This is a genomic window from Streptomyces sp. NPDC024555 (assembly GCF_055559335.1).
The window spans coordinates 65,978-92,638 of the sequence record NZ_JBVHKV010000010.1 but is presented as its reverse complement, the minus strand read 5'-3'; the positions used below and the strand labels follow the sequence as shown (position 1 = coordinate 92,638).

Genomic DNA, 26,661 nt, shown 5'->3' with positions numbered 1-26,661 from the left:
GCGTGACGAAGCGACGGCAACACAACGCTCTCAACTGAGAGCCTCTACAACACTCAGGAGAAGTCGTGGGTGACGACGACCAGGGTCTGGCCGGCGGCGTTCAGGTCCGCGAGCAGCGCGCCGACCTCCTGTCCGGACGCCGTGTCCAGGGCTCCGGTCGGCTCGTCGGCCAGGAGCAGCGCGGGGCGGTTCATCAGGGCGCGGGCCACGGCGACGCGCTGGCGCTCGCCGCCGGAGAGCCGTCCGGGGAGGGCCCCCGCGTGGCGCTCGACGCCCAGGGTCTCCAGGAGTTCGGCGGCCCGCCGCGCGGCCGCCCGGCGGGGTGCGCCCGCGAGCCGTGCGGGCAGGACGACGTTGTCCGTCACCGTCAGGTCGTCGAGCAGGTGGAAGAACTGGAAGACCATGCCGATCCCGGTCCGGCGGTGGAGCGCCGCCCCGGTCTCGTTCAGCCGGTCCACCCGTACCCCGTCGACGGTGACGGTGCCGGTGTCGGGCCGGTCGAGGCCGGCGATCAGGTTGAGCAGGGTCGACTTGCCGCTGCCCGAGGGGCCGAGGATCGCGACGGACTCGCCCGCGCACACGCTCAGCGAGACGTCGTCGAGCGCGGGCGGCCCGCCGTCGTATCTGCGGCCGACCCCGCTCAGTTCGATCAGCGGTGTGGTCATGAAAGGGCTCCTCGGCTCCGTGCGGTGGGTTCACCGGAACGCTAGGAGCGGGACCCGGACCGCCGCGTCGGCCGCCCGGCCCCCTTTCGGTACCGCGTGCGGACGAGTCCGCCGGGCGTCATCCTTTCGGCGGAGGCGGACGGAGTACGCCGTGCGCGGCGGATGGTCACCTGGACGGAGCCGGCGCGGCGGGGACCGCGGCGACAATGAACCGGTGAGGGATCTGACCACGACGCTCGAACGGCTGCGGAAGGCCGCCCGCCGGACCGTGCGGGAGGCCGTGCGGACGGGCGCCCCGCCGCCGCGGCCCAGCCGCCGTGCCCAGTTGTTCGACGCCCTGGTGGCGCTGGTGCTGGGGGCCGTCACGGTCTTCTACGGCATCGACAACTCCGGCCGGGTGGTGTGGCGGGAGATCGCCCCCGGTGTGGTGCTGGAGGTCGCCCGGCCCTCGGGGCCGGGCGGCATGGCCTTCATGGTCGGGCTCGCGGCCGTGGCCTCGGGGGCGCTGGTGCTGCGGCGCCGGTATCCGCTGGTGGTGCTCTGCGTGGTCACGGCGGCGATCCTCGCCACACCGCAGAGCGTGCTGCGGCTGACGCTCTATCAGTTCGTCGTCGCGGTGTACAGCGCAGCCGTGTACGGCAGGAACCGGGTGGCGACGCTGGCGGCGCTGCCGGTCGCGATCCTGCTGGTCGGCTCGGCGGGCAATTCGGTGACGCCGGTGGTGCCCAACGAGTACATCGTGCTGCTGATCCTGGTGCCGATGGCCCTGGCCGCCGTGGGACTGCGCACGTGGAAACTCCGTACCGACGAGGGCCGGGCGCGGCTCACCGCTCTGGAGCGCGAGCGGGACGAGGCGCTGCGCCGGGCCGTCGAGCACGAGCGGGCCAGGATCGCGCGCGAGCTGCACGACGTCGTGACCCACAACGTCAGCGTGATGCTCATTCAGGCGGGGGCCGCCCGCACCGTGATGAGGACGTCCCCCGAGGCCGCCGGTGAGGCGCTGCTCGCGGTCGAGGCGGGCGGGCGCGCGGCCATGACGGAACTGCGCCATGTGATGGGGCTGCTCACGATGCCCGACGGGGACGGCCTGCCCGGTGGCGAGGAGCCGGACGACACCGAGGCGGACCTGGCCCCGCAGCCCGGCCTGGACCAGCTGGACGCGCTGGTCGGGCGGATCAGGTCCACCGGGGTGCCGGTCGGCCTGACCGTGACCGGGACGCCCCGCCCCCTGCCGCCCGGCGTCGAACTCGCCGCCTACCGTGTGGTCCAGGAGGCCCTGACCAACGCGGTGAAGCACGCCTCGGGGGCGGCGGCCTCGGTGACCGTCGCCCACGCGCCGGACCGGCTGCGGGTGGAGGTCACCGACACCGGCGGCCCGCCGGGCGCGGGCGCGGCCGGCGGCAACGGCCGCGGACTGATCGGCCTGCGCGAACGCCTGGCCGTGTACGGCGGCACCCTGCACGCCGGACCGAGAACGACCGCCGGCTTCCGTGTGGAGGCCCTGATCCCCCTGGATGTGCCGTGACCGATCCCCTGCGCGTCGTGATCGCCGACGACCAGACCCTCGTACGCACCGGGTTCCGGCTGATCCTCGGGGCCGCCGGCATCGAGGTCGTCGCCGAGGCGGCCGACGGCGAGGCGGCCGTGGAGGCGGTCCGCCGCACCCGCCCCGACGTCGTCCTGATGGACGTCCGGATGCCGGGGACGGACGGTCTGGAGGCGACCCGGCGGATCCTCACGGGCGCGCCCGGCGAACCGCGCGTCCTCATCCTCACCACCTTCGACCTGGACCGGTACGTGTACGCGGCCCTGTCCGCGGGGGCCAGCGGCTTCCTGCTCAAGGACGTCACACCGGAGTACCTGACGGTGGCCGTGCGCACGGTGCGCGACGGCGACGCCCTGCTGGCCCCGGCCATCACGCGCCGGCTGGTGCAGCGGTTCGCCCGGCACGACGGGGAGACCGCCGGCCTGCACCGCGACCTCGCCGCGCTCACCCCGCGCGAGCTGGAGGTGCTCGGCCTGCTGGCCCGGGGTCTGAGCAACGCCGAACTGGCCGCCCGGCTCCGGCTCGCCGAGGCGACGGTCAAGACGCACGTGGCGCGAATCCTCGCCAAACTGGGGCTCCGCGACCGGGTCCAGGCCGTCATCGCCGCGTACGAGACGGGGCTGGTCACCACGGGCGGTCGCGAGGAGGTCCCGCCGTCCGCCGGCCGTACGTGAAGCGGGGGCGAACGACTGCGGCGGGTGCGGTGAGGACGGGCGCGGCGACGCCCGGAACGCACGCGTCCGGGTGTCCGTGACGGATAGGATCGCGCCCCATGCCGAGCGGGCGGCCCGAGCCGCGTCGCGACCACGGCACCGACCGCGACATCGAGGGCACAGGCCATGAGCACGTACGGAAACGGCCACTGGGGTCCGAACGGCCCCGGACCCGGAGGTCATCCGGCCCCCGGCCCGGTCCCCCACCCCACGGGTCCCGGCCCCGGCCCGTATCCCCCGCAGCCGGCCCCCGTTCCCCCGCAGGGCTGGGGCCCGTACCCGCCGCAGCCGTACCCTCCCCAGCCGCCTCCGCCGCGGCCCCGGCCGCCGCTGACGCGCGGTCAGCGGATCCGCAAGTGCGTGTACAACCCGTTCTACGCGGCCCAGCGGGCGTTCCGGCCCTCGCGGCCGGACGTCGTGGAGGATCCGACGGTCCGGAGGATCCAGATGTGGCGGACGGGCCTCGGCATCGCGGCCTGGCTGGTGCTCGTCATGTCGTACAAGCCGGTGGACTCCGCGCGGGGCGCCGAGAGCGTCGCGAGCGACAAGTTCGACCAGAGCTGGATCAGCACCCTCGTCCTCGTGTGCGCCTTCCCGTTCGTGATCGCCCTGTTCGCGTGCGCCGCGCGCGGTGCGCTGCGGGGGCTCTATCTGCGGCGGTCGCTGAAGTCGTTCGGGGCGGTGGCGGCGCTGATGGGCTCGATGGCGACGTTCCCGCTGGCCGTCGCGCCGGACGCGGCGACGAGCGGGTTCCGTGACGCCATCGGGGTTCCCGGCATGGTCGTCCTGGTCGTCATGTGCGCCTGGTCGCTGGGGTTCGCGCTGTACGGCATCGGCCTCAGCCTGATGCACGTGTTCCGGACGGCCGACATCCACGAGGTCCTGCCGCCCGTCCTCGCGACCCTTCTGGTGTGGGTGATGGCCGTGCTCGACATCGTCGGCAACGAGAACGTCGAGGTTCCCGTCGTCGCCCGGGTGGTCTTCCTGCTCGGGGCGCCGGTGTCGGTGACGGCGCTCTCCTGCTGGGAGCTGTACCGCCTGGGCCGGTACCACGGACGCAGCGTGCGGCAGGCACTCGGACGGTAGGGACCGCGAGCGGGGGGACGCGTCGGCGCGTCCCCCCGCTCAGTCATTTCAAGATTCTTTTTTCCGTCGAAACATTTCGCTCCCCATGGGCTCCACTTTCGATTCAGCAGCCACGCGATTACGCGCGATTGCGCGGAAACCTCCTGGTCAATGAGATACGCATGGCCAGGCTTCGCGAGATTGCCGTCGGGGACGTCGCGAAGTGTCGCCCCCACATTCGGAATGCTTTCGTAGCCGACAGAGCCGAATGTACCCATGCGTCCCCCCACAGATCCCGCCCATGTGATCGGTCGGCCACATCTGTGCAGGTCACAGGGCATTCAGGTGACAGGGAACCCGTTTACCTTCTCGAAATATTTCGGAAATCCGGCGTTGACGAGCCGTCCGGCCGCGCGCATACTCTCCCTCGCTCCCTGCGTCACCGTTCAGCCCCCATCCCTGCGGGCGGCCCTCCCCTGCCGTCCGGCGACCGGAAGAAGGTGTTGGAAAGTGATCGTCACCCCCTCGCACGGCGGCACCGCCGCCCGTCCCCGGAGAAGTTCACTGCTACGGCGAGCCGGTGTGCTCGCCACCGCCGGGCTGCTCACCGCGGCAGGAGTCCTCTCGCTCGCGGGCACCGCCCAGGCCGCGACGACCCTCGGGGCCTCCGCGGCCGCCAAGGGCCGCTACTTCGGAGCCGCCGTCGCGGCGAACCATCTCGGCGAAGCCGCGTACGCCTCCACTCTGGACACCGAGTTCACCATGGTGACCCCGGAGAACGAGATGAAGTGGGACGCCGTCGAGTCCTCCCGGGGCAGCTTCAACTTCGGCTCCGCCGACCAGATCGTCAGCCACGCTCAGGGCAAGGGCATGAAGCTCCGCGGCCACACCCTGGTCTGGCACTCCCAGCTGCCCGGCTGGGTCGGCGGACTGAACGCCACCGATCTGCGCTCGGCGATGAACAACCACATCAACCAGGTGATGGGCCACTACAAGGGCAAGATCTACGCCTGGGACGTCGTCAACGAGGCCTTCCAGGACGGCGGGAGCGGCGCCCGGCGCAGCTCCCCGTTCCAGGACAAGCTGGGCGACGGCTTCATCGAGGAGGCCTTCCGCACCGCCCGCGCGGCCGACCCCGCGGCCAAGCTCTGTTACAACGACTACAACACCGACGGCCAGAACGCGAAGAGCAACGCGGTCTACGCCATGGTCAAGGACTTCAAGCAGCGCGGGGTCCCGATCGACTGCGTCGGCTTCCAGTCGCACTTCAACGCCAACTCCCCCGTCCCCTCCGACTACCAGGCCAATCTGCAGCGCTTCGCCGACCTCGGCGTGGACGTGCAGATCACCGAACTGGACATCGAGGGCTCGGGTTCGGCGCAGGCGGCCAGCTACACCAGGGTGGTGAACGCCTGTCTCGCCGTGTCGCGGTGCGCGGGCATCACCGTCTGGGGCATTCCCGACAAGTACTCGTGGCGCAGCAGCGGCACCCCGCTGCTCTTCGACGACAACTACGGCAAGAAGCAGGCGTACACCGCTGTGCTCACCGCCCTCGGCGGCACCAGTGGCGGCGGCGGTGACGGCGGCGGCGGGACCGGCTCCTGCACCGCCACGTACACCAGGACGAACACCTGGGGCGACCGCTTCAACGGACAGGTGACGATCACGGCCGGCAGCAAGGCGATCAGCACCTGGACCGTCACGGTGACGGTCTCCTCGCCGCAGAAGGTCTCCACCACCTGGAACGGCTCGCCGTCCTGGGACGGCAGCGGCAATGTGATGACGATGCGCCCCAACGGCAACGGCAGTCTGGCGGCCGGGGCCTCGACCTCCTTCGGGTTCACCGTCATGACGAACGGCAACACCTCGGCGCCCGCGATCGGCGCCTGCACCGCGTCCTGACCCCGGCGGGCCCCGCACCGGGCCCGTCAGCGCGAGGGCACCGTCCTGTGGCGGTGTCCTCGCGTCGTGTGCGCGCCGCTCGGCGGGGTCACCCGGAGGCGGCGGCGGGGGCGGGGGCCGTCGATTCCCGGACCACCAGACGCGGCCTGATCAGCAGTGAACGCCCGGCGGCCGGGGCGGAGTCGATCCGGGCGCGCAACTGCTGGAAGGTCTCGGCGGCCATCTCCGGCAGCGGCTGGCGGACCGTGGTGAGCGGCGGTTCGAAGAGGTCGGCGAGCAGGATGTCGTCGAAGCCGACCACCGACACGTCCTGTCCGGCGCTGCGGCCCGCGTCCCGCGCGCCCCGGCAGATCCCGATGGCGCACATGTCGTTGATCGCGACGAACGCGGTGGGCGGGCGGGGGCCGCCCAGCAGTTCGACGGCCGCTCTGCGTCCCAGCTCGGCCGCGTCCTTGTCGCCGAACTCCGCGGTGTCCGCGCCGGGCCAGACGATCGCATCGGCCGGGTCCAGCCCCGCCGACTCCAGGGCGGCGCGGAATCCGCGCAGCCGCTCGCGGCGGTTGACGCTGTTGACCGAACCGGAGACGAAGGCCAGCCGGCGGTGGCCCAGTTCCAGCAGATGGCGGGTGGCCAGCTCGGCACCCATCGCGTTGTCCACGCTGATGGAGGCCAGCGAGGCGGGATCGCCCGCCTGCGCGGTGCGGTCGAAGGCGACCATCTTCAGGCCCCGGCCGAGCAGCGGGGCGACATGGTCGAGCGAGGGCAGCGAGGAGCAGAGGACCACCCCGCTCACCCCGTCCGCCAGCAGCTCCTCGCCGTACTTCAGCTCCCTGGCCGGATCGCGCTCGCTGTTGCAGAGCAGCACGTGGTAGCCCTCGGCCAGTGCGATGGCCTCCAGCTCGCGGGCGAGCGCTCCCCAGAAGGGGTTGGCGACGGACGGCACGATGAGGCCGATCACCTTGATCCGGCCGGTGCGCAGCATCCGCGCGGCACGGTTGGGGCGGTAGCTCAGCTGCTCTATCACCTGTTCCACGCGTGCCAGGGTGGCCGCCTGCATGCGGTCGGTGCGTCCGTTGAGGACGTTGGACACGGTGCTCGCGGACACCCCCGCGGCCTCCGCGACCTGATGGATCGTTACCCCGCTCATGCCACCTCCGGTTCGGAACGTGTTCGGCCAGTCTAGTGTACCGATTTACTGAATCCTCTTCACCGGTACACCCGTTAACGTGCCCGAAAATTCTTGTGCATCAGCTGTTGACGCGCCTCTTGAGGCGTTCCTAGTCTCAGTGCATCGATTTACCAGCACTTCCCAGCCATGGCCGGGTCGCCATCGCTGGATCGATCCACTTCCTCCACCTCAAAAGGGGTGCCCCATGGAACTCACACGACGGTCGCTGCTCGCTGCCCTCGGTGCCGGTACCGCCGCGGCCGCGCTGGCCGGCTGCGGGACCGGCTCCTCCACGGCGGCCGGTTCCGCCGACGGTCCCGCCGAGGGCGAGATCACGCTCCTCACCCCGATCTACGAGGGGGCGAACGGCAAGACGCTGCTGGAGAAGCAGGTCCTCGGCGGCTTCCGGAAGAAGTACCCGGACGTCAAGGTCAACGTGGACTACACCACGTACGCGCAGCTCAACGAGAAGATGACCACCGGTCTGGCCGGCGGGCTGCTGCCCGACGTGCTGATGATGGGCGTGGGCTGGATCCCCCCGTTCGCCGCCAAGAAGGCGATCGCCCCGCTGCCGGAGAAGTTCGCCACCGCGCACGACTACGAGGAGCGGGTGCTGGAGCCCTCGCGCTACGGCGGCGAGCTGTACGCCCTGCCGGTGGTGCTGGACACCCGGATCGTCGTCTACCGCAAGGACCACTTCGCCGAGGCCGGCATCAGGAAGACGCCCGCGAACTGGCCCGAACTGCGGGCCGTGGCCAAGCAGCTCACCACGGGCGGGCGGGTCGGTTTCGACCCGTTCTCCATCGATCTGCGCCAGTGCTGGGAGACCTTCCTCTTCGCCAACGGCGGTCAGCTGTTCAGCGAGGACGGCAAGAAGGTCATGTTCACCGACGACCGGGGCGTCGAGGCGCTCCAGTTCTTCAAGGACCTGATCAAGGACGGCTCGGCGAGCTACGCCAAGAAGACGGACGCCGGGGCGCCCTCGAACGTCCAGACCGGCAGGGCGTCGATGATGATGACGACCAGCGCCCTGTGGGAGCAGGTCCGCACCCAGAACCCGGAGCTGCTGAAGGAGGACAAGCTCGGCGCGTTCGTGCTGGCCAACCGCCGGCCGGCGATGCTCCAGGGCGGCACGCTCGTCACCCAGTCCGCCCGGTCCAAGCACCCGGCCGCGGCCCGTGCGCTCGTCGAGTACCTGGCGACGCCGGACTCGATCCTCGGCGCGGCGAAGCAGCGCGGCTCGGTGCCCGGACTCAAGGACCTGAACGACAGCGGCTACGTCAAGGAGAACAAGTTCGTCGACTTCTCCCTCCAGAACATGGCCCACGCCTGCTCGGAGGGCGGCACCCCGGCCTGGATGGAGATCCGCGAGAAGATCAAGCCGACCCTGGAGCCGGCGGTCGTGGGCGGCCAGTCCGCGAAGGACGCCATCGCGGAGCTCGGCCGTCTCGCCGAAGCCGCCATCGGGCGGATGTGAGGCACCGCCGTGGGAGCGACATCCGTACTGAAGGCGCGGCCCGCGCGGCCGCCCTCCCCTCCTGAGCCCGTCGGGCCCGCCCGGCGGCGCACCGGCCGCGCCCCGGCCGGACCGGGCCGCCGCAGGCGGCGGGCCGGCATGCTGATGGTGGCCCCGGCCCTGCTGCACGCCGCCCTCTGGATCGGCCTGCCGGTCGTGGCCTCGGTGGCCCTGGCGTTCACGACGTACGACGTGCTGACGCCGCCGCGGTTCGTGGGGTTCGACAACTTCACCGAGCTGATGCACGACGCGGTGTTCCGCAAGTCCGTCGTGAACACCGTGATCTACACCTTCTTCACCGTGCCGTTCGGCATGCTGCTCGGACTGCTGACGGCGCTCGCGCTGCACACCGGGCTGAAGGCGCGGGGCATCTTCCGCACCGCGGTCTTCCTGCCGCAGGTCACCGCCACGGTGGCGATCGCCCTGGTCTGGCTGTGGATCTACAACCCGGGCAACGGGCTGTTCAACACGCTGCTCTCGCTGGTCGGGGTCAACGGGCCGGCCTGGCTCTCCTCGACGACCTGGGCCATGCCCTCGGTGATCCTCGTCGGCATCTGGCAGGGCATCGGCATGAAGATGCTCATCTACTTGGCCGCCCTCCAGTCCCTGCCGAAGGAGCTGTACGAGGCGGCGTCGGTGGACGGGGCGTCCCGGGTGCGGCAGTTCTTCTCGATCACGCTGCCGCTGCTGAAGCCCGCGACGTTCTTCGTGCTCATCACCTCGATGATCAGCGCGTTCCAGTCCTTCGACCAGATCTACATCCTCACCGACGGCGGACCCGCCAACAGCACCACGATGATGACGTACGAGATCTACAAGTCCGCCTTCCGGGAGTTCCGCGTCGGCTACGCCTGCGCCCAGTCCCTGGTGCTGTTCGTCCTGCTGATGGGCTTCACCCTGGTCAACCGGCGGATGATGGGAGGCACCCGTGGCCACAACTGAGCTGCGCGGTTCCGCGCCCGTGCGCCCGCCGCGTCCGGCGGCCCCGCGCAGGCCGGTCCGGCCCGGCCGGATCGCGCTCTACGTGACGCTGAGCGTGGTCTCGCTGCTGATGGTGGTGCCGTTCGTCTGGATGGTGCTGACCTCGCTGAAGACGCCGGTGGAGATCGCCTCGCAGGACGCCGGTCTGCTGCCGGAGCACTGGGAGTTCGGCAACTACGCCGAGGCGCTGAAGGCCGCGCCCTTCGCCACGTACGCCCGCAACAGCCTCGTCATCGCGGTCAGCCACACCGTGCTGAACGTGGTGATCGCCTCGATGGCCGGATACGCGCTGGCCCGGATCAGGTTCCGGGGCAGCGAGGTCATCTTCTATCTGTTCATCGCGGCGCTGATGATCCCGACGTACACCAAGGTGCTGCCGGAGTTCCTGATCGTCCGCTTCATGCCGCTGGCCGGCGGGAACGACCTGTTCGGCCAGGGCGGCAGCGGCTGGCTCGACTCCTGGTGGGCGCTGATCGTGCCCGGGGCGGTCACCCCGTTCGCCGTCTTCCTCTTCCGGCAGTTCTACCTGGACCTTCCGGTGGAGCTGGAGGAGGCCGCCCGGCTCGACGGGCTCGGCGAGTTCCGGATCTACGCCCGGATCATGACGCCGCAGGTCAAGCCCGCGCTCACCACCGTGGCCCTGCTGACCTTCGAATCGTCCTGGAACAACTTCCTGTGGCCGCTCCTGGTGACCCGCTCGGACCATCTCCGGGTCATCCAGGTCGGGCTCTCCGTCTTCAAGACGGAGAACGGCCCCCAGTGGCACTTCCTCATGGCGGGCACCACGCTCGCCACCCTGCCCATGGTCGTGCTCTTCCTCATCGGCCAGCGCTACTTCGTGCAGGGCTTCGCCACCGCCGGTCTCAAGTGACCGGGGCCGGCCGCCGCACGCGGCCGGATACCGAAAGGGTTACCCCCCATGTCCGCTGATCTGAACGGCTCCCGCGCCCTGGTGACGGGCGCCGGACACGGCATCGGCCGCGCCGTCGCCGTCGCCCTCGCCGAGGCCGGCGCCGATGTCGCCGTCCACTACCACTCCTCCGCCGACGAGGCCGCGCACACGGTCTCCGCGATCGAGGCCCTGGGCCGCCGTGCCAAGGCCTTCCGGGCCGATGCGACCGTGACCGCCGAGGTCGACCGCATGGTCGAGGAGGCCGCCGGCTTCCTCGGCGGACTGGACGTCCTCGTCTGCAACGCCGGCCATCTGATCGCCCGGACGACGATCGCCGAGATGTCCGACGAGCACTTCGGCCGGGTCGTCGACACCAACCTCACCTCGACGTTCCGCACCGTGCGGGCGGCGCTGCCGCACCTCAAGGAGTCCGCCGCCGGGCGCGTCGTCACCATGTCGTCGCTGGCCGCGCACAACGGCGGCGGGCCCGGTTCGGTCGCGTACGCCGCAGCCAAGGCCGGGGTCCGCGGTTTCACCAAGGGCCTGGCCAAGGAGCTGGGCGGCACCGGCATCACGGTCAACACCGTGGCCCCCGGCTTCATCAAGGGCACCGCCTTCCACGACACCTTCACCGCCCCCGAGGCACAGCTCGCCATGGAGGCCGGCATCCCGGTGGGCCGGGCCGGGACGCCCGAGGACGTCGCCTCGGCCGTCGTGCACCTGGCCTCGCCCGCCTCCGGCTTCCTCACCGGGATCACCCTCGACATCGACGGTGGCGTATGGCCGCGCTGAGGCGGATCGCGCGGGAGCGCGGCGGCTGGTGGCACGCGTACGTCTGCCCCGCGCACGGGGTGGAGCTGGACCACGGAGATCTGCTCGCCGGGGAGTTCCCCGCGGGCGGTGCGCGGTGCGCGTACGGCTGCCGGGTCGACGACGAGGCGGTGCGCGGCGCCTGGCTGGTGCTCTCGCACCAGGCGTGGGCGCGGCATCTGCGGGTGCTCGCCCACCGGGGCGAGCGGGCCGAGGCGGTGGCCCGGCTGGTGGAGTACACCGCGCTGTACGAGGAGCTGGCGGTGGAGCGGCACGGCGAGGCGCAGGGCTGGATGCTGCGCGGCCGGCTCTTCCACCAGGCGCTGACCGACGCGATCTGGGCGGTGAACATCGGGCACACCGTCCTGACGCTCGCCGAGGAGGGCACCGGGGACCTGCAGCAGGTGCTGCCGCTGCTCGACTCGCTGGAGCGGGCCGCGCTCGACGCCCGTGCGGTCCTGACCGGCCAGGGGCAGCTCGCCTCCAACTACACGGCCTGGCTGAACGCCGCGGGCGCCGCCACCGGGCGCGCCGCCGCCGCGGTGCAGGGCCGGGAGTGGGACGGGCGCAAGGAGTGGCTGGAGGGCGACAGCGGTCTGTACGCGCATCTGCGGGTCGCGGTCGCCGAGGACGGCTGGGAGTGGGAGGGCAGCACCTACTACCACGGGTTCGTCCTGCGGGCGGCGCTGCTGGCGCTGCGCGGCACGGATCCGGCGGAGCTGCCCGCGGATGTGGCGGGGGTGCTGGCCGGGATGACGGACGCGCTGGCGGCGATCGCCACGCCGGGCGGCATCCTGCCCGCCCTGCACGACGGCCCGTACCTGCGGGCGCCGCTCGCCCTGGAGTGGCTGGAACTCGTGGCTCTGGCCCAGCAGTTGGTGCCGTCCCGGGCGCTGGACGCGGTGGCCGGGCGGGCACGGGCCGAGCTGGGCGGCGCGGACGACGGTCTGGACCGGAAGCTGGGTGGCTGGTTCGCCGGCCCTCCGCTGCCGAAGCGCCCGGCGCCGGGTCCGCTCACCCTGTTCGCGGTCGCGGGCTACGCCGTGCTGCGGGTCGCGGGCATCCACGCCCTGCTGGACTTCGGCCCGCACGGCGGATCGCACGGCCACCGGGACAAATTGTCGCTCTGTCTCTACGGCGACACGACGCCCTGGCAGCCCGACCCGGGTCAGGTGCCGTACGCGCACGCCGAGTTCCGTGATCTGTACGCCTCGACGGACGCCCATCCCGCGTTCCGGGTGGACGGTCTGGAGCAGGCCGAGTGCGCGGGCCGGCTGCTGGCCGCGGACGAACGGTCCGTCACCGCCGAGGTGACGGAGGCGTACGCGGGGGTGCGCGGGGTCCGCCGGATCGTGGCGGGCGAGGGCTATCTGGTGGACCTGCTGACCGTGACGGCCGACGCGCCGCGCCGGATCACCGCGCAGCTGCGGCCGGGCACGGCCCTGGACGTGGCGGCGCAGTCGGGGGGTGCGGCCCGGACGACCTGGTACGGCGACGAGACCCTGCACGGCTGGCACACCGCCCTGGCCGGTGCGGCGGTGCGTCCGGTGAGCCGTCCGGGTCCGGGCACGGCCGACGATCCGCAGCGCACCCGGACCCGGGTGGACCTCACCGCCGACACGGACCGCGTCACCTTCGCCTCGGTGTACCAGGCCGCGTCGGCCGGGCCCGCCGTGACCGGGGTGACGGCCGACGGCACCGGGCTGACGGTCCGGCTGGCCGACGGCTCGACCGCACACTTCGTCCCGGAGGACTGACTGTTGCTGCTCTCGGCGACCCCGCCGCCCGGCCCGCGTCCCGCGCGGGAACGACGGCTCCACGAGGAGGCCGGCCGGCTGCGCGGGCTGACCCCGCCCGGCTCGCACCCCCTGGCGAGCATCACCTGGCTGGGTCCGGCCGCCTCCAATCCGGCGCTGGCCCACCGGGTCTTCGGCGATCCGGCCCATCTGGCGGAGAGCGTCCGCTGGATCGAGGCGGCGGCGCGGCTGCCGCACTGGGGCCGGGCCCATATGCCGGACCACGACCTGGACGCCGGCTGGCTGCTGCACCACCTCTCCCTGGCGCTGCACTGGCTGGGCGAGGACCTGCCGGAGGACGTGGCCGCGCTGCTGCGGTACAAACTGCTGCTCCAGGGGCGGCGGATGTACGAGTTCGCGGTGGCGAGCGAGGGCGGCTGGTGGTCGTCGTCGTACTGGCAGAACCACAACTGGATCTGTTACGCGGGTCTGGCGACGGCCGGCTACGTCCTCGGCAAGGAGGAGTGGACCGAGCGGGCCAAGGACAATCTGGGCACCGTTCTGGACCTGATGCCCGAGGACGGCTCGCACGCCGAGGGCGTCGTCTACTGGCGGTACGGGGTGCCGTTCCTCGCCGCCCATCTGGACCTGCTCCAGGAGGCGGAGGGCGTCGACTGGTGGGACCGGGGCGGGTTCATGTCCCGTACCTTCCGCTACCGGCTGCACCAGACCGCGCCGGGCTTCGCGTTCAACGTCGACCACGGCGACTGCCACGACCGTCGCAGCGGCCACAGCGCGGGGCTGTACTACCGGCTCGCCGCCCAGTACGGCCTTCCGGAGGCCCAGTGGATGGGCGATCTGGCCTCGGGCCCGCTGCTGGAGCGGGAGGCGGCCGAGAGCGGGGTGCGGCCGGGCATCCTGCCGGAGGCGTACCTCGAATACCTCTGGTACGACCCGTCGGTTCCGGCCGCCCGGCCCACCGAGACCCGGGCGTTCTTCCCGGACCTGGGGCTGCTGGCCGCGCGCACGGGCTGGGACGACGACGCCACGCTGGTGTCGTTCAAGGCCAGCCCCGGCGGCGGTCACCGGGCGTGGGAGACGTCACGGAAGCACCGTGCGGAGAAGGGCTGGGACACCCTCAACCAGGGTCACCACCACCCCGATTCGGGTTCCTTCGTCTATGTGTCGCAGGGTGCCTTCCTGGCCGTGGACGAGGGGTACAGCAACCGCAAGCGGGCCGCGCACCACAATCTGCTGCTGGTGGACGGCCAGGGGTACGCGGACGAGGACCGGTACCACGTGTACCGGGACATCCCCTTCGAGCGGCAGGCCCGCCAGCGCGATGTGCTCCTGTCCGCCGACTGCGGCTGGGCGCACTCCACGGCCGAGATCGCCGCGATGTACGACCCGGCGCTGGGGGTGCGCAGACTGGACCGGACCCTGGTGTTCACCCCGTCGGGATGCCTGGTGCTGCTGGATCTGGCGGAGGCGGACGCCCCCCGGGAGTGGACGTTCCTGCTCCAGACCGACCGGCCCGCCGAGGCGGAGGCGGACGGCGCACGGCTGATCCGCTCGGGCGCGGCCACGGCCCGGCTGCGGCAGTTCGTGCCGGCCGGTGCGCGGATCACCGGTGAAGCCACCGAGGTGGAGGCCAACCCGACGTCCAGCACCCCCGGACTGCGGCTGACCCGCACCCTGTACACCCTGCGCGCGACCACGGAACGCGCACGGACCGGCAGCTTCCTCACGGCGCTGGTACCGGGAACGGATCCGGACGCCGTGCGGGTGGTGTGCGCCGAGGGCGAGGGCGTGAGCACCGGTGCGGAGACCGTGCTGCTCTCCCCCGTCGCCCGGCGGATCCGGACCGGCCGCGTGAACGCCGACGCGGCCGCCGTCCTGCTCGACGGCGGCGCCCCGTACGTGGTGGCGGCGACCCGGCTGGAGCGCGACGGCGCGGTACTCCTCGACACGGCGGAACCGTACACAGGAAAGGTCGGCTGACCCATGGCGGCATCCCTCACCTCCGGACGGCCCGCGCTGCTGCTGCGGCGGCTGGAGTTCGTGGCCTACCCCGCGGCGGCCGGGGCGGCGTTCACGGTGCTGGCGCTGGGCGTGGTGACCTGGCTGCCCGCGCTCGCCGCGATGGCGTACGGGCTCCAGCGGTGGCGGGCCGAGGGGGACAGCCGTTGTTTCGTCCGCACCTTCGCGGCCTTCCCCCGCTACTGGCGCGCGCTGTGGCGGCACGGGCTCGCCTCGACGGCGGCCGGTGCCGTCCTGGCCGCCAACATCGTCCATCTGCTGGGCCGTCCGGAGCCGTGGACCTTTCCGCTGCTCGCCGCCCAGGCAGGCATCGCGGCCGTGCTGGTCATCCATCACGTGGCGCTGGCGGCCGAGGCCGGCCGGGCGCCGGAGGGCTCGGTGGGCGGCTGGACCCGGGGCGCGCTGGCCCTCGGCTTCGGCTCGGCCGCCCGGGGCACCGCGCTGCTCGGCGCGGTGGTCTCCGCCGTGCTCCTCTCCCTCGTCGTCCCGCTCGGGCCGCTGCTGCTGGGCCCGAGCGTTCCCGTACTGCTCGCTCTGTCCTTCGCCGATCCCAGGAGGTACACCCCATGAGCCACGCACTGCGCACCGTCCTCGTCGCCGCGCTCGCCGCCGGCGCCCCGCTCGCCTTCCCCCCGCCGGCCTCGGCCGCCGCATCGGCCACCGCGTACTACGTGGCACCGGGCGGCAGCGACGCCAACTCCGGTACGTCGGCGGGCGCGCCGTTCGCCACGATCCAGAAGGCGGTCGATCTGGCCCCGGCGGGCGCGGTGGTGAACCTCGCGGCGGGCACGTACAGGCAGGACGTCGTGACCGTACGGGCCGGGGTCACGATCACCGGTCCGGCGAACGCCGTGGTGAAGGGGGCGGGTGACGCCCGGATCATCCAGGTGCGGCACGACGCGACGACCCTGAGCGGCTTCACCGTGGACGGGCTGCACGGCGCGTCCACCGACGTGTCCGGGTACCGCCTCAAACTCATATATGTCATGAGCACGACTCCCGGGAACGGGGTGAACGCCCTGCGGATCACCGGGATGACGCTGCGGAACGCCGCCGACGAGTGCCTGCGGGTGCGCTATCTGGTGACCGGCGCCGAGATCTCGGACAACACCATCACCGACTGCGGGGTCGCCGACTTCCGGTTCGGCGGCGGCGGGAAGAACGGCGAGGGCATCTACCTCGGCACCGCCCCCGAGCAGCAGGGCGCGAACGGCGCCCCGGACGCCGCGCCGGACGTCAGCAGGAACAACCGCATCCACCACAACACGATCGCCACCCACGGCAACGAGTGCGTGGACATCAAGGAGAACGCGACGCACAACTACGTCGAGTACAACGACTGCAGCGGCCAGAAGGACCCCAGCTCCGGCGGGCTGGACGCGCGCGGCAGCGGCAACATCTTCCGGTACAACACGATCCACGACAACACCGGGGCGGGCGTCCGGCTCGGCGGCGACACCGAGACCGACGGCATCGACACCAGCGTCTACGGCAACACCATCACCGGGAACGCCGGCGGCGGCATCAAGTTCATGCGCACCCCGCAGGGCCCGGTCTGCACCAACACGATGAGCGGCAACACCGGCGGCGACGCGGTGGGCACCTACGGCGGCTCCTACGACCCGACGGGTGCGTGCCCCCGATGAGCGGACGGGGACCCGCGCGACGCGGGGTACTGACGGCGGCCGCCTCGCTCGCCGCGGCCGCGGCCTCGGTCCCGGCCGCCCGCGCCGCCGACGCGCCCGGCGGCGGGGCCGCGCGCTCGCGCTGGACCACGTCCTGGGCGACCGCGCAGACCGCCCCGACCCCCACCGACACCGTGGCGAGCGAGGGACTGACCGACGGCGTGTTCACCGCCCGGGTCCGGCTCTCGGCCGGCGGCCGGGTCCGGCTGCGCTACGGGCACGCCTTCGGGACCGTCCCCGTGCTGATCGGCCCGGTCACCGCGGCCGGACGGCCCGTCACCTTCGGCGGGCGGCGCCAGGCACTGATCGCCGCGGGCGCCTCCCTGACCAGCGACGCCGTCCCCGGCCTGCAGGTGGCCGAGGGCTCCCTGCTCACCGTGCGCACCGAACTGCCCGGACCCACCGGCCCCTTGTCGTTCCACCGCAACACCCATGCCTCGCACGAGGTCGACGGGGTCCGCACCACCTCGGTGTTCCTGCTGACGGGCGTCGAGGTGACCGGTGCGCACGGCCCCGTGGTCGCGGTGCTCGGCGACTCCATCGCGGAGGGCGTCGGCACCCCGGACGACGCCGATCTGCGCTGGCCCGACCAGCTGGCCCGGCGGCTGCCCGGGGCGGCCGTCGCCAACCTCGGGATCAGCGGCAACCGGGTCCTGCTGGACGACGCCCGGTTCGGGCCGGGCGGACAGGCCCGCTTCGACCGCGACGTCCTCTCCCGGCCCGGACTGCGGACCGTCCTGGTCCACCTCGGGGTCAACGACCTCCAGCAGCCGCCGAGCCAGACCGACCCGGCCCTCGTCCTGGCCGGCTACCGGCAGCTCGTCCTGCGCGCCCGGGGCGCCGGACTCCGCGCGGTCGGCGCGACCGTCGCCCCGTTCGGCGGCTGGACCCGCTGGACCCCCGAGCTGGAGACCGTACGGCAGCGGATCAACGCGGCCCTACGGACCGGCCGGGTCTTCGACGCGGTCGCCGACTTCGACGCCGCGCTGCGCGACCCGGACCGCCCCGAGCGGCTGCTGCCCGCGTACGACAGCGGGGACGGGCTGCACCCCGATCCATCCGGCCACGCGGCGCTCGCCGCGGCCGTCGACCGACGACACCTTCTGTGAGGGGCAGCGCCATGAACCCAGGCACCACCAGGGGCACCACCCGCCGCACCGTACTCGCCGGAGCGGCGGCGCTCGGCGCGGCGGCGGCCCTGCCGCTCACCGGGGCGGCCGGCAGCGCGCACGCCGCGGACCCGGCCGCCGACGCCGCCGCGCTGCGCACCCGCTGGCACACCCTGCTCACCGGAGGCCCCGGTCTCGACCTCGCGGACCCGCGGATCGCCTCGGCCGTGGCCCGGATCGGCCGGGCGGCCACGACGGCCGCGAAGGGCCTCGACCCGTCCGCGGCCGACGGGCTCTTCCCCGATCTGACCAGCACCGTGCTCTCCAACCACGTCACCACCTCGTTCAAGCGCCTGGCGACGACGGCGACCGCCTGGGCCGTGCCCGGCACCCCGCAGTACGGCGACGAGGCGCTGCGCGATCTGCTGCTGGCGGGGCTCGACTGGATGCTCGACCACCGCTACGGGCCCGACCACACCCGGTTCGACAACGACTGGGACTGGGAGATCGGCTCCGCGCTCGCGCTCAACGACGCGGCCGTACTGCTCCACGACACGCTGGGCGAGGAACGGCTCGCCCGGATCAACGCGGCCGTGCGGAGCTACACCCCCGACCCCAATCTCTGGCGCGCCGACCGGCAGATCGCGACCGGCGCCAACCGGGTGTGGATCTCCACCGTCGTCGCGGTGAACGCGGTGCTGCGCGGCAGCGGCGAGGATCTCGCCCGGGTCCGTGACGCTCTTTCGGACGTCGAGGGTTCCGGCGCCAACAGCGTCCTCGCCTTCAACGACGCGAGCGCCGCGGCCGGGGGCACGGGCGAGGGCTTCTCCTCCGACGGGTCCTTCCTCCAGCACTACAAGCACCCCTACAACGGCGGCTACGGCAAGGAGCTGCTGAACACCCTGTCCCGGCTGCTGAACCTGCTCGCCGGTACCGCGTGGACGGTGACCGATCCCGATCTGGACAACGTCCGGCTCTGGGTCGACGAGGGCTTCGACCCGCTGCTGGTGCGCGGCGACGTGATGGCGTCGGTCTGCGGGCGCGAGATCGCCCGGCCCAGCAAACAGGGGCACGCCTCGGCGCAGACCGTGATCGAGGCGGTGATCCGGCTGATCCCCGGATTCCCCGGGGAGACCGCCGAACGGTTCACCGCCCTGGTCAAGCAGTGGATCACCGAGGACACCTACCGCGACTTCCTCGGCGTCACCGATCTCGCCTCGCTCGTCGCGGCCCAGCGGCTCCTCGCCTCCCCGGTGCCCGCGCGCGGCCCGCTGGTCGCGCACAAGCAGCACCCGGGGATGGACAAGGCGGCCCACCACCGGCCCTCGTTCGCGCTGGGGATCTCGGCGTACTCCTCGCGGATCTACGGCTACGAGTCCATCCAGAACGAGAACCTGCACGGCTGGCACCTGTCCGACGGCATGGTGCTCCTGTACACCGACGACCTCGGCCACTACAGCGAGGACTACTGGCCCACCGTCGACCCCACGCGGCTGCCCGGCACCACGGTCCTGGCCGGCCGCCCCGCCGACGCGGCCGGCCAGCGCACCACCAGCACCGCGGACTGGGCGGGCGGCACCGCGCTGCCGGGCACGACGCTCGGGGCGTACGGAATGGAGCTGCGGGCGTTCGGCAGCTCGCTGCACGGGTTCAAGAGCTGGTTCTGCCTGGACGACGTGATCGCCTGCGTGGGCTCCGGGATCGCCTCCGGCGAGGGCCGGGCGGAGACGGTGGTGGAGAACCGCAAGCTCCGCGATCCGGCGGCGGCGCTGACCGTCGACGGCCGCCCGGTCCCGGCGGACACCGGCTGGTCGCAGCGGCTGGACGGGGTCCGCTGGCTGCATCTGGAGGGGACCGGCGGCTACGTCTTCCCGGAGACCGCCACCGTGCACGGGCTGCGCGAGGAGCGGACCGCGACCTGGCGCGAGATCAACCTCAAGTACGGCACGGACACCCCCGTCACCCGCCCGTATCTGACGCTGTGGCAGGACCACGGCACCGCGCCCGACGCGGGCCGCTACTTCTGGCTCCAGGCCCCGACGGCGTCCGCCGCGCTGACCCGGCGCTGGTCGGCCGCACCGCCGGTGGTGCTGGAGGCCGCTTCCACGGCGGTGCACGCGGTGCGCCGCGGCGCGGACGGCCTGCTCGCCGCGAACTTCTGGACGGCCGGCGCCGTCCGGGAGCTGGCCTCGGACGGACCGGCCTCGGTGCTCGTCCGGCCGGCCGGGAGGACGGTGCACGTGGCGCTGTCCGACCCCACCCAGCTGCGGCCGGCGGTCGTGCTGGACCTGGCCCGGCGCGGGCTGCGCGTGGTCCGCGCCGATCCGGGCGTCACCGTGGCCCCGACCGCCACCGGCACCCGGATCACCGCCGACACGGCCGGACGCCGCGGAGCGACCCTCACCCTCACCCTGAAGTGGAGCTAGAGCCTTGCTGTTCGACATGCCCCTGGACCGGCTGACCGCGTACCGGCCGGAACCCGAGGAGCCGGCCGACTTCGACGCGTTCTGGAGCAAGACGCTGACCGAGACGGACCGGCACGCGCTGGACGCCTCGTTCGTGCCGTACGAGGCGGGTCTCACGACCGTCGACGTGCTCGACGTGACCTTCCGCGGCTGGGGAGGCCAGCCCGTCAAGGCATGGCTGATGCTCCCCCGGCAGCGTGTGGAACCGCTCCCCGCGGTCGTGCAGTACATCGGCTACAACGGCGGGCGCGGCATCCCGTACTCCTGGCTCACCTGGAGCGCGCTCGGCTACGCCCATCTGGTGATGGACAACCGGGGCCAGGGCGGCGGCGGCAAGAACACCGCCGACACCCCGGACCTCGCCCCCGAGGGCAACGGCTCCTCCTCCCCCGGATTCCTCACCCGGGGCATCGAGGACCCCGGCCGGCACTACTACCGCCGGCTGATCACGGACGCGGTCCGCGCCGTGGACGCCGCGAAGGCGCACACGGCGGTGGACGCCTCACGGGTCGCGGTGCTCGGCGGCAGCCAGGGCGGCGGGCTGGCCCTGGCCGTGGCGGGGCTGCGCGACGACGTCGCCGCCGCCGTGGCCGACGTGCCGTTCCTCTGCCACTACCGGCGCGCCTCGCAGATCACCGACGCCGGGCCGTACGCGGAGATCGCCCGCTGGCTGTCGGGCCACCGCTTCCGGATCGACGAGGCGATGGAGACGCTGTCGTACTTCGACGGGGTCAACTTCGCGGCGCGGGCGACCGCCCCTGCCTGGTTCTCGGTCGGGCTGATGGACCGGATCTGCCCCTCGTCCACGGTCTACGCCGCCTACCACCGGTACGCCGGACCGGCCGGGATCGAGGTCTTCCCGTACAACGGGCACGAGGGCGGCGCGGAGTACGACCTGCCGCGCAAGATCGCCGCCCTGCGCGGGGTGTTCGGCCGGTAGCGGGAGCGGCGGGGTCACCGGCCCAGGGCCGCCATCGCGGCGTTGTGGCCGGGGATCCCGCTGACCCCGCCGCCGCGCACCGCGCCCGCGCCGCAGAGCAGGACGTTGGGGTGCGCGGTCTCCACGCCCCAGCGGCCGGTGCCGGGCGCGGCGTACGGGAAGGCCAGGTCCCGGTGGAAGATGTGGCCGCCGGGCAGCCGGAGTTCGCGCTCCAGGTCCAGCGGGGTCTTCGCCTCGATGCAGGGGGCGCCGTCCGCGTCCGTCGCCAGACAGTCGGCGATCGGCTCGTCGAGATGGGCGTCGAGTTCGGCGAGGGTGGCGGCGAGCAGGGTGGCGCGGGTCCCCTCGTTGTCGGCGGCGAAGAGCCGGGCCGGGGTGTGCAGGCCGAAGAGGGTCAGTGTGTGGTGGCCGCGTGCGGCGAGGTCCGGGCCGAGGATCGAGGGGTCCGTCAGCGAGTGGCAGTAGATCTCGGAGGGCGGGGAGGCGAGCAGCCGGCCCTCCGTCGCCTCGCGGTGGGCGGTGGCCAGTTGTCCGTAGCCCTCCGCGATGTGGAAGGTCCCGGCGAACGCCTCGTGCGGGTCGACGTTGCGGTCCTTCAGCCGGGGCAGCCGGGTGAGCAGCATGTTCACCTTCAGCTGGGCGCCCTCGGGAGGCGGGGCCGACGGCTGCTCGCCGAGGAGGGCGGCCAGCGCCTGCGGCGAGGCGTTGACCAGGACGCGGCGCGCGCCGACGGTGAACTCCCTGTCGTCGGTGCGCACGGTCACCTCGGCGTGCGTCCCGTCGGTGGCCAGGCGGGTGGCCTCGTGTCCGGTGCGCAGGTGCGCCCCGGCCGCCAGCGCGGTGGCGGCGAGCGCGTCGGTGAGCGCGCCCATGCCGCCGACGGGCACGTCCCAGTCCCCGGTCCCGCCGCCGATCACGTGGTAGAGGAAGCAGCGGTTCTGGACGAGCGAGGGGTCGTGGGCGTCGGCGAAGGTGCCGATCAGCGCGTCGGTGAGGACGACCCCGCGCACCAGGTCGTCGGAGAAGTGCTCCTCGACGGCGGCGCCGACGGGGTCCTCGAACAGCATGCGCCAGGCCTCCTCGTCACCGATCCGTTCGCGCAGCGCCTCGCGGGTGGGCAGCGGTTCGGTGAGCGTCGGGAAGACGCGTGCGGCCACGCGGCCGGTGCGCGCGTAGAACCGCCGCCATGCCTCGTACTCCCGGTCGGAGCCGGTGAGGGCGGCGAAGGAGTCCCGGGTGCGTCCGGCGCCGACGAGCAGCCCGGTGGCCCGTCCGCCGCGGACGGCGGGGGTGTACGAGGAGACGGTGCGCCGGCGGACGGCGAAGTCCAGGCCGAGGTCGCGGACGATCGTCGCGGGCAGCAGCGAGACCAGGTAGGAGTAGCGCGAGAGCCGGGCGTCGAGCCCGGCGAAGGGCCGGGTGGAGACGGCCGCGCCACCGGTGGTGGCGAGCCGTTCGAGGACGAGGACGGACTGTCCGGCGCGGGCCAGATAGGCCGCGGCGACCAGGCCGTTGTGGCCGCCGCCGACGATCACCGCGTCATAGCTGTCGCGTACGGTCATGCCCCTTGGTAACACGGACGGGCGGCCCGGACCAGGGGGCGCCGGCGGGGTGTCGCGGTCAGCCGGAGGGGATGCCGCGGCGCTGTCGGAGGGCCGCGACCTGACGGTAGAGCTCGACGGCCTCGGGGCCCCGGCCCAGCCGTTCCAGGCAGTGGGCCTCGTCGTTGCGGCCGGCGAGGGTGTCGGGGTGGTCGGCGCCCAGGATCCGGGTGCGGGCCTCGGCGACCTGGCGGTAGGCGAGGAGGGCGTCCGCCCAGCGGCCCAGCCAGCCGAGGCCGACGGCGACCTCGCGGCGGCTGACCAGGGTGTCGGGGTGGTCGGCGCCCAGGACGCGTTCGCGGACCGCGCAGACCTCGCGCGCCTCCGCCAGGGCCTCCTCCCAGCGGGCCAGCCGGCCGAGGTTGACGCCCAGTCCGTGGCGGGCGCGCAGCGTCTCCGGATCGTCGGGCCCGCCGAGCCGGGTGCGGTCCTCGACGAGTCCCCGGTAGAGCTCCAGCGCCTCGGCGCTGCGGCCGAGCCGGCCGAGGCTGATGCCGACCTCGTAGCGGGCGGCGAGGGTGTCGGGGTGATCGGCGCCCAGGGCCTGGGTCCGGTCCCTGACCACCTCGCGGTAGATCTGCAGCGCCTCCGTCCAGCGCTCCAGCCGGCCCAGGGTGTAGCCGACCTCGTAGCGGGTGACGAGGGTGTCGGGGTGGGTGGCGCCGAGCAGCCGGGCGCGCGCCGCGGCCACCTCGGCGGCCATCCGGTACGACTCCTCCAGCCGGCCGAGCCTGCTGAGGTTGAACGCCAGATTGTGGCGGCAGCGCAGGGTGTCGGGGTGGTCCGGGCCCATGGAGCGCTCGCGGGAGGCCAGCACGGCGGCGTACAGCTGATGGGCCTCGAAGTGCCGGCCGAGCTGGCCCAGGACGTACGCCATCTCCTGACGGGCCGCCAGGGTCTCGGGATGGTCGGGGCCGAACCGGCGTTCGCGGCCCTGGGCGACCTGGCCGAACTCGCGCAGCGCCTCGGCGGCGCGGCCGGTGCGGCTGAGGGTGAACCCGACCTCGTAGCGGCTGGAGAGGGTGTCGGGGTGCTCGGAGCCCAGGGCGCTGGCACGTTCGGCGGCGACCGCGCGGTGGACCTCTCCGGCCTCCTCCCAGTGCCCGAGCCGGCCGAGGTTGAGGCCGGCGCTGTGGCGGTTGGCGAGGGTGGACAGCAGATCGGGCCCCGGGGTGGGCCGTTCGGTGCCGGCCGGGCGGGCGGCTCCGGCGCCGAGGGTCCAGGCACCGGTCAGTCCGTTGGAGTGGTCGATCCGCTCCGGCGGGACGGCCGCGGTGCCGGTCGCCTTGTGGCCGGTGGTCATGCCCTGTGTCCAGGCGGGCAGCCGGGGATCGGCGACGGGGACCGGCGGGGCGAGCAGCACCCGTCCGGTGGTGTCCGGCCGGGGGTGGCCGCCGGTGCGGCCGACCGCGATGCGGCGGCGCAGGTCGCGGGCGTCGGCGGGGCGCTGCTCGGGGGTCTTGGCGAGCAGTTCCAGGACCACCCGGTCGAAGAAGCCGGGCAGTTCGGAGCGGTGGGAGCGCAGCGGCTCGGGTGCGGTGTCGCGGTGGCCGACGAGCACGCCCCAGGCGTCGTCGAGGTCGAAGGGGGGCGCCCCGGTGGCGATCTCGTAGAGCACGCAGCCCAGGGAGTACAGATCGCTGCGGTGGTCGACCTGGCCGCCGCTGATCTGCTCCGGCGACATGTAGTGCGGGGTGCCCATGGCGATGCCGGCGCCGGTGAGGCGGGAGGTGACGGAGATGTCGTGGCCGAGCCGGGCGATGCCGAAGTCGCAGATCTTCACGGTGCCGTCGGTGAGCCGCATGATGTTGGCGGGCTTGAGGTCGCGGTGGACGATGCCCTGCTGGTGGGTGTAGCCGAGGGCGTCGGCGACCTGCTCCGCGATGTCGACGACGTCGTCCACGGGCAGCGGGTGCTGTTCGTTGTCCTCCAGCAGCTGGCTGAGGTTGCGGCCTTCGAGCAGTTCCATCACCAGGTAGAGCACGCCCTCGTACTCGCCGAAGTCGTGGACGACGGTGACGCCCCGGTGCTGGAGGGCGGCGGCGACGCGGGCCTCGCGGCGGAAGCGCTCGCGCAGGATCCGGGTGAAGTCCTGGTCGTGCTGCGGGCCCATGGGCTTCAGGCATTTGACGGCGACCTGGCGGCCGAGCGACTCGTCGCGGGCACGCCACACCTCGCCCATGCCTCCGCGCCCGATCAGATCGAGCAGTCGGTACCGGCTCTGGATCAGCCTGGTTTCCGCCATCCCCGCTGTCGCCCCCGTCACTCCGCCTGCTGTCCCTGCGCCCTCCCCGGCCCGTCCAGTATGGCCGCCTGCCTTTTCCGTGTGTACGGGGTGGGGCGGCTGCCGGGTCCGAGCCGCGCCATGGCGTTCACGATATGTCCGGGCGGCAGTCTCCAGCGCAGCCGGGCGGGGATCGCGCGGAGCACGGCCCCGGTGGCGCGCAGCCTGCGGTCGACCACCGCGGGGCGCGGCGCCGGGCGGCCGTACAGCTCGTGCGCGAACGGCGGCAGCGACTGGTAGGCGAGGGCGGCGACCCACCGCCAGAGCACGGCGCGCGCGGGGACGAGCAGCGGGTGTACGGGCGGCCGGCTCAGGAAGGCGTCGACCTCCGCGGCCTCCGGCGATCCGGCCAGCCGCGGCCGTACGCGGGCGAAGTAGGCCTCCAGTTGCGCGACGCTCGCCGGGAGGCCGGCCGGGTCGAGTCCGACGAGGCGGGCGCTGTGGCGGTGCTCGTCGACGTACCGGTCGGCCTGGGCGTCGGTGAGCAGGAAGCCGGAGCGGCGCTCGACCCGGAGGTAGGAGTCGACCTCGGCGCAGTGCACCCACAGCAGCAGGTCCGGTTCGTCGACCCCGTAGGTCTCCCCGGTCGCCGGGTCGGTGGCCTTCAGCAGGCGGTGGATCCTGCGGACCCGGGCACCGGCCTTCTCGGCGGCTTCGGTGGTCCCGTAGGTGACGGTTCCGACGAATCCGGCCGTCCGCATCAGCCGCCCCCAGGCGTCCTTGCGGAAGTCGGAGTTCTGCATGACGCCGCGCACGGCGCGGGGGTGGAGCGCCTGGAGGTACAGGGCGCGCACGCCCGCGACCCACATCATCGGGTCACCGTGCATCTGCCAGGTGACCGATGAGGGGCCGAAGAGGCCGGGGTCGGCGTCGGTCATGTACTCGTCCCTCCCGCCGAGCAGCGTACCGGCGCACCCGCCTCGTCCCTAAAGGTTCGCTCGTCCGTGCGATCCGCGCGCCCCGACAATTGGTCTGTACCAAATCTGCCGAAGCCCTTGCCGGAAGCGCCGCCCCTGGGCAGGATTCGACTCGCGATCAAGCAGGACATCACTCGACTTCTCCTGTCTTGTCGCACTTCGGTGTGCGCACCGCCCCCGGCACCCCGGGGGCCGCGCACTCCTCGTACATGCGCCTCCCGCTCTTACGCATCGTCAACGGACGAAGGAGTTCCCATGTTCACGAAGCCCCCCACCCACCGGCGCCGCGTCGCCGGCCTCGCCGCCTTCGCGGCCGCCGCCGCGGGCATGACGCTCGCCCTGGCCCCCGCCGCCCAGGCGGCCCCCGGCGACTGCACCGTCTCGTCCACGAGCGGTTCCGTCTCCAGCCTCTGCACCAGCGGCACCGGCCTGCACCGCATCCACGCCGTGCTCAACCCCCTCGACCCCAGACTCCCCCAGCGCATCGTCCTCGGTAACTGGGCCGCGGTCGGCCAGACCTCCACCGCCGCCAACCCGTGGGGCGCGTCCTACGTGGCCAACGTCTGGGTCGACCGCATCGACTAGAAGGGGTGCGGCGCGCCGGCGGGTCCCCGTCCCACCGGCGC

General features: G+C 73.0%; 20 protein-coding genes and 1 pseudogene. 16 read left to right on the top strand and 5 right to left on the bottom strand.

What is annotated here, in order from left to right; all coding sequences use genetic code 11:
• Nucleotides 1-56: 56 nt before the first annotated feature.
• A pseudogene (locus ACZ4FH_RS18775) lies at nucleotides 57-665 on the bottom strand (ABC transporter ATP-binding protein); the annotation flags it as partial.
• Between the two features lie 223 nt (nucleotides 666-888).
• Here ACZ4FH_RS18775 and ACZ4FH_RS18770 point away from each other — a divergent pair.
• From ACZ4FH_RS18770 to ACZ4FH_RS18755, 4 genes are all read left to right on the top strand, one after another.
• Nucleotides 889-2,190, top strand: coding sequence for a sensor histidine kinase (locus ACZ4FH_RS18770; protein ID WP_467306217.1), 1,302 nt, complete (start codon nucleotides 889-891; stop codon nucleotides 2,188-2,190).
• Nucleotides 2,187-2,885 carry a response regulator gene (locus ACZ4FH_RS18765; RefSeq protein WP_467305925.1) on the top strand — a complete coding sequence of 233 codons (699 nt, stop codon included), beginning with the start codon at nucleotides 2,187-2,189 and terminating at the stop codon, nucleotides 2,883-2,885. The genes ACZ4FH_RS18770 and ACZ4FH_RS18765 overlap by 4 nt, the downstream gene beginning before the upstream one ends.
• 399 nt (nucleotides 2,886-3,284) lie before the next feature.
• Complete coding sequence (locus tag ACZ4FH_RS18760; RefSeq protein ID WP_467305922.1) at nucleotides 3,285-4,010, top strand: hypothetical protein; 726 nt, start codon at nucleotides 3,285-3,287, stop codon at nucleotides 4,008-4,010.
• 489 nt (nucleotides 4,011-4,499) lie between these two features.
• Nucleotides 4,500-5,891, top strand: coding sequence for a glycoside hydrolase family 10 protein (locus tag ACZ4FH_RS18755; protein ID WP_467305921.1), 1,392 nt, complete (start codon nucleotides 4,500-4,502; stop codon nucleotides 5,889-5,891).
• An 88-nt stretch (nucleotides 5,892-5,979) separates the two neighbouring features.
• Here the strand turns inward: ACZ4FH_RS18755 and ACZ4FH_RS18750 are convergent, their stop codons facing one another.
• On the bottom strand, nucleotides 5,980-7,038 hold the full coding sequence (locus ACZ4FH_RS18750) for a LacI family DNA-binding transcriptional regulator (protein WP_467305919.1): 1,059 nt from the start codon (nucleotides 7,036-7,038) through the stop codon (nucleotides 5,980-5,982).
• Nucleotides 7,039-7,264: 226 nt separating this feature from the next.
• On the opposite strand from ACZ4FH_RS18750, the gene ACZ4FH_RS18745 reads away from it, so the two are divergent.
• The 11 genes from ACZ4FH_RS18745 (at nucleotide 7,265) to ACZ4FH_RS18695 (ending at nucleotide 21,233) form a co-directional block, all read left to right on the top strand.
• On the top strand, nucleotides 7,265-8,536 hold the full coding sequence (locus ACZ4FH_RS18745; RefSeq protein ID WP_467305918.1) for an ABC transporter substrate-binding protein: 1,272 nt from the start codon (nucleotides 7,265-7,267) through the stop codon (nucleotides 8,534-8,536).
• A gap of 138 nt (nucleotides 8,537-8,674) precedes the next feature.
• Nucleotides 8,675-9,517: a carbohydrate ABC transporter permease gene (locus ACZ4FH_RS18740; protein ID WP_467305916.1), complete on the top strand. Its 843-nt coding sequence runs from the start codon at nucleotides 8,675-8,677 to the stop codon at nucleotides 9,515-9,517.
• A complete protein-coding gene (locus tag ACZ4FH_RS18735; protein WP_467305915.1) occupies nucleotides 9,504-10,427 on the top strand; it encodes a carbohydrate ABC transporter permease in 924 nt (307 codons plus the stop codon). The genes ACZ4FH_RS18740 and ACZ4FH_RS18735 overlap by 14 nt, the downstream gene beginning before the upstream one ends.
• A gap of 48 nt (nucleotides 10,428-10,475) precedes the next feature.
• On the top strand, nucleotides 10,476-11,240 hold the full coding sequence (locus ACZ4FH_RS18730; RefSeq protein WP_467305914.1) for an SDR family NAD(P)-dependent oxidoreductase: 765 nt from the start codon (nucleotides 10,476-10,478) through the stop codon (nucleotides 11,238-11,240).
• Nucleotides 11,228-13,015, top strand: coding sequence for a heparinase II/III domain-containing protein (locus tag ACZ4FH_RS18725; protein WP_467305913.1), 1,788 nt, complete (start codon nucleotides 11,228-11,230; stop codon nucleotides 13,013-13,015). The genes ACZ4FH_RS18730 and ACZ4FH_RS18725 overlap by 13 nt, the downstream gene beginning before the upstream one ends.
• A 3-nt stretch (nucleotides 13,016-13,018) precedes the next feature.
• Nucleotides 13,019-14,995 (top strand): hypothetical protein, encoded by a 1,977-nt coding sequence (locus tag ACZ4FH_RS18720; RefSeq protein WP_467305912.1) that lies wholly within the window; start codon nucleotides 13,019-13,021, stop codon nucleotides 14,993-14,995.
• Between the two features lie 3 nt (nucleotides 14,996-14,998).
• A complete protein-coding gene (locus ACZ4FH_RS18715) occupies nucleotides 14,999-15,604 on the top strand; it encodes a DUF624 domain-containing protein (RefSeq protein ID WP_467305911.1) in 606 nt (201 codons plus the stop codon).
• The gene (locus tag ACZ4FH_RS18710; protein ID WP_467305909.1) at nucleotides 15,601-16,680 is read left to right on the top strand and encodes a DUF1565 domain-containing protein; all 1,080 of its coding nucleotides are present in this window, start codon (nucleotides 15,601-15,603) and stop codon (nucleotides 16,678-16,680) included. The genes ACZ4FH_RS18715 and ACZ4FH_RS18710 overlap by 4 nt, the downstream gene beginning before the upstream one ends.
• On the top strand, nucleotides 16,677-17,828 hold the full coding sequence (locus ACZ4FH_RS18705) for an SGNH/GDSL hydrolase family protein (protein WP_467305908.1): 1,152 nt from the start codon (nucleotides 16,677-16,679) through the stop codon (nucleotides 17,826-17,828). The genes ACZ4FH_RS18710 and ACZ4FH_RS18705 overlap by 4 nt, the downstream gene beginning before the upstream one ends.
• 11 nt (nucleotides 17,829-17,839) lie before the next feature.
• Entirely contained in the window at nucleotides 17,840-20,254 is a 2,415-nt protein-coding gene (locus ACZ4FH_RS18700; protein ID WP_467305907.1) for a polysaccharide lyase 8 family protein, read from the top strand.
• Between the two features lie 4 nt (nucleotides 20,255-20,258).
• Entirely contained in the window at nucleotides 20,259-21,233 is a 975-nt protein-coding gene (locus ACZ4FH_RS18695; RefSeq protein WP_467305906.1) for an acetylxylan esterase, read from the top strand.
• A gap of 14 nt (nucleotides 21,234-21,247) precedes the next feature.
• Here the strand turns inward: ACZ4FH_RS18695 and ACZ4FH_RS18690 are convergent, their stop codons facing one another.
• The 3 genes from ACZ4FH_RS18690 to ACZ4FH_RS18680 are packed head-to-tail and all read right to left on the bottom strand — an operon-like array spanning nucleotide 21,248 to nucleotide 25,996.
• A complete protein-coding gene (locus tag ACZ4FH_RS18690; RefSeq protein WP_467305905.1) occupies nucleotides 21,248-22,795 on the bottom strand; it encodes a phytoene desaturase family protein in 1,548 nt (515 codons plus the stop codon).
• A 58-nt stretch (nucleotides 22,796-22,853) separates the two neighbouring features.
• A complete protein-coding gene (locus tag ACZ4FH_RS18685; RefSeq protein WP_467305904.1) occupies nucleotides 22,854-25,079 on the bottom strand; it encodes a serine/threonine-protein kinase in 2,226 nt (741 codons plus the stop codon).
• Nucleotides 25,080-25,096: 17 nt separating this feature from the next.
• A complete protein-coding gene (locus tag ACZ4FH_RS18680; RefSeq protein WP_467305902.1) occupies nucleotides 25,097-25,996 on the bottom strand; it encodes an oxygenase MpaB family protein in 900 nt (299 codons plus the stop codon).
• A gap of 294 nt (nucleotides 25,997-26,290) precedes the next feature.
• On the opposite strand from ACZ4FH_RS18680, the gene ACZ4FH_RS18675 reads away from it, so the two are divergent.
• On the top strand, nucleotides 26,291-26,620 hold the full coding sequence (locus ACZ4FH_RS18675) for a hypothetical protein (RefSeq protein ID WP_467305901.1): 330 nt from the start codon (nucleotides 26,291-26,293) through the stop codon (nucleotides 26,618-26,620).
• Nucleotides 26,621-26,661 lie beyond the last annotated feature (41 nt).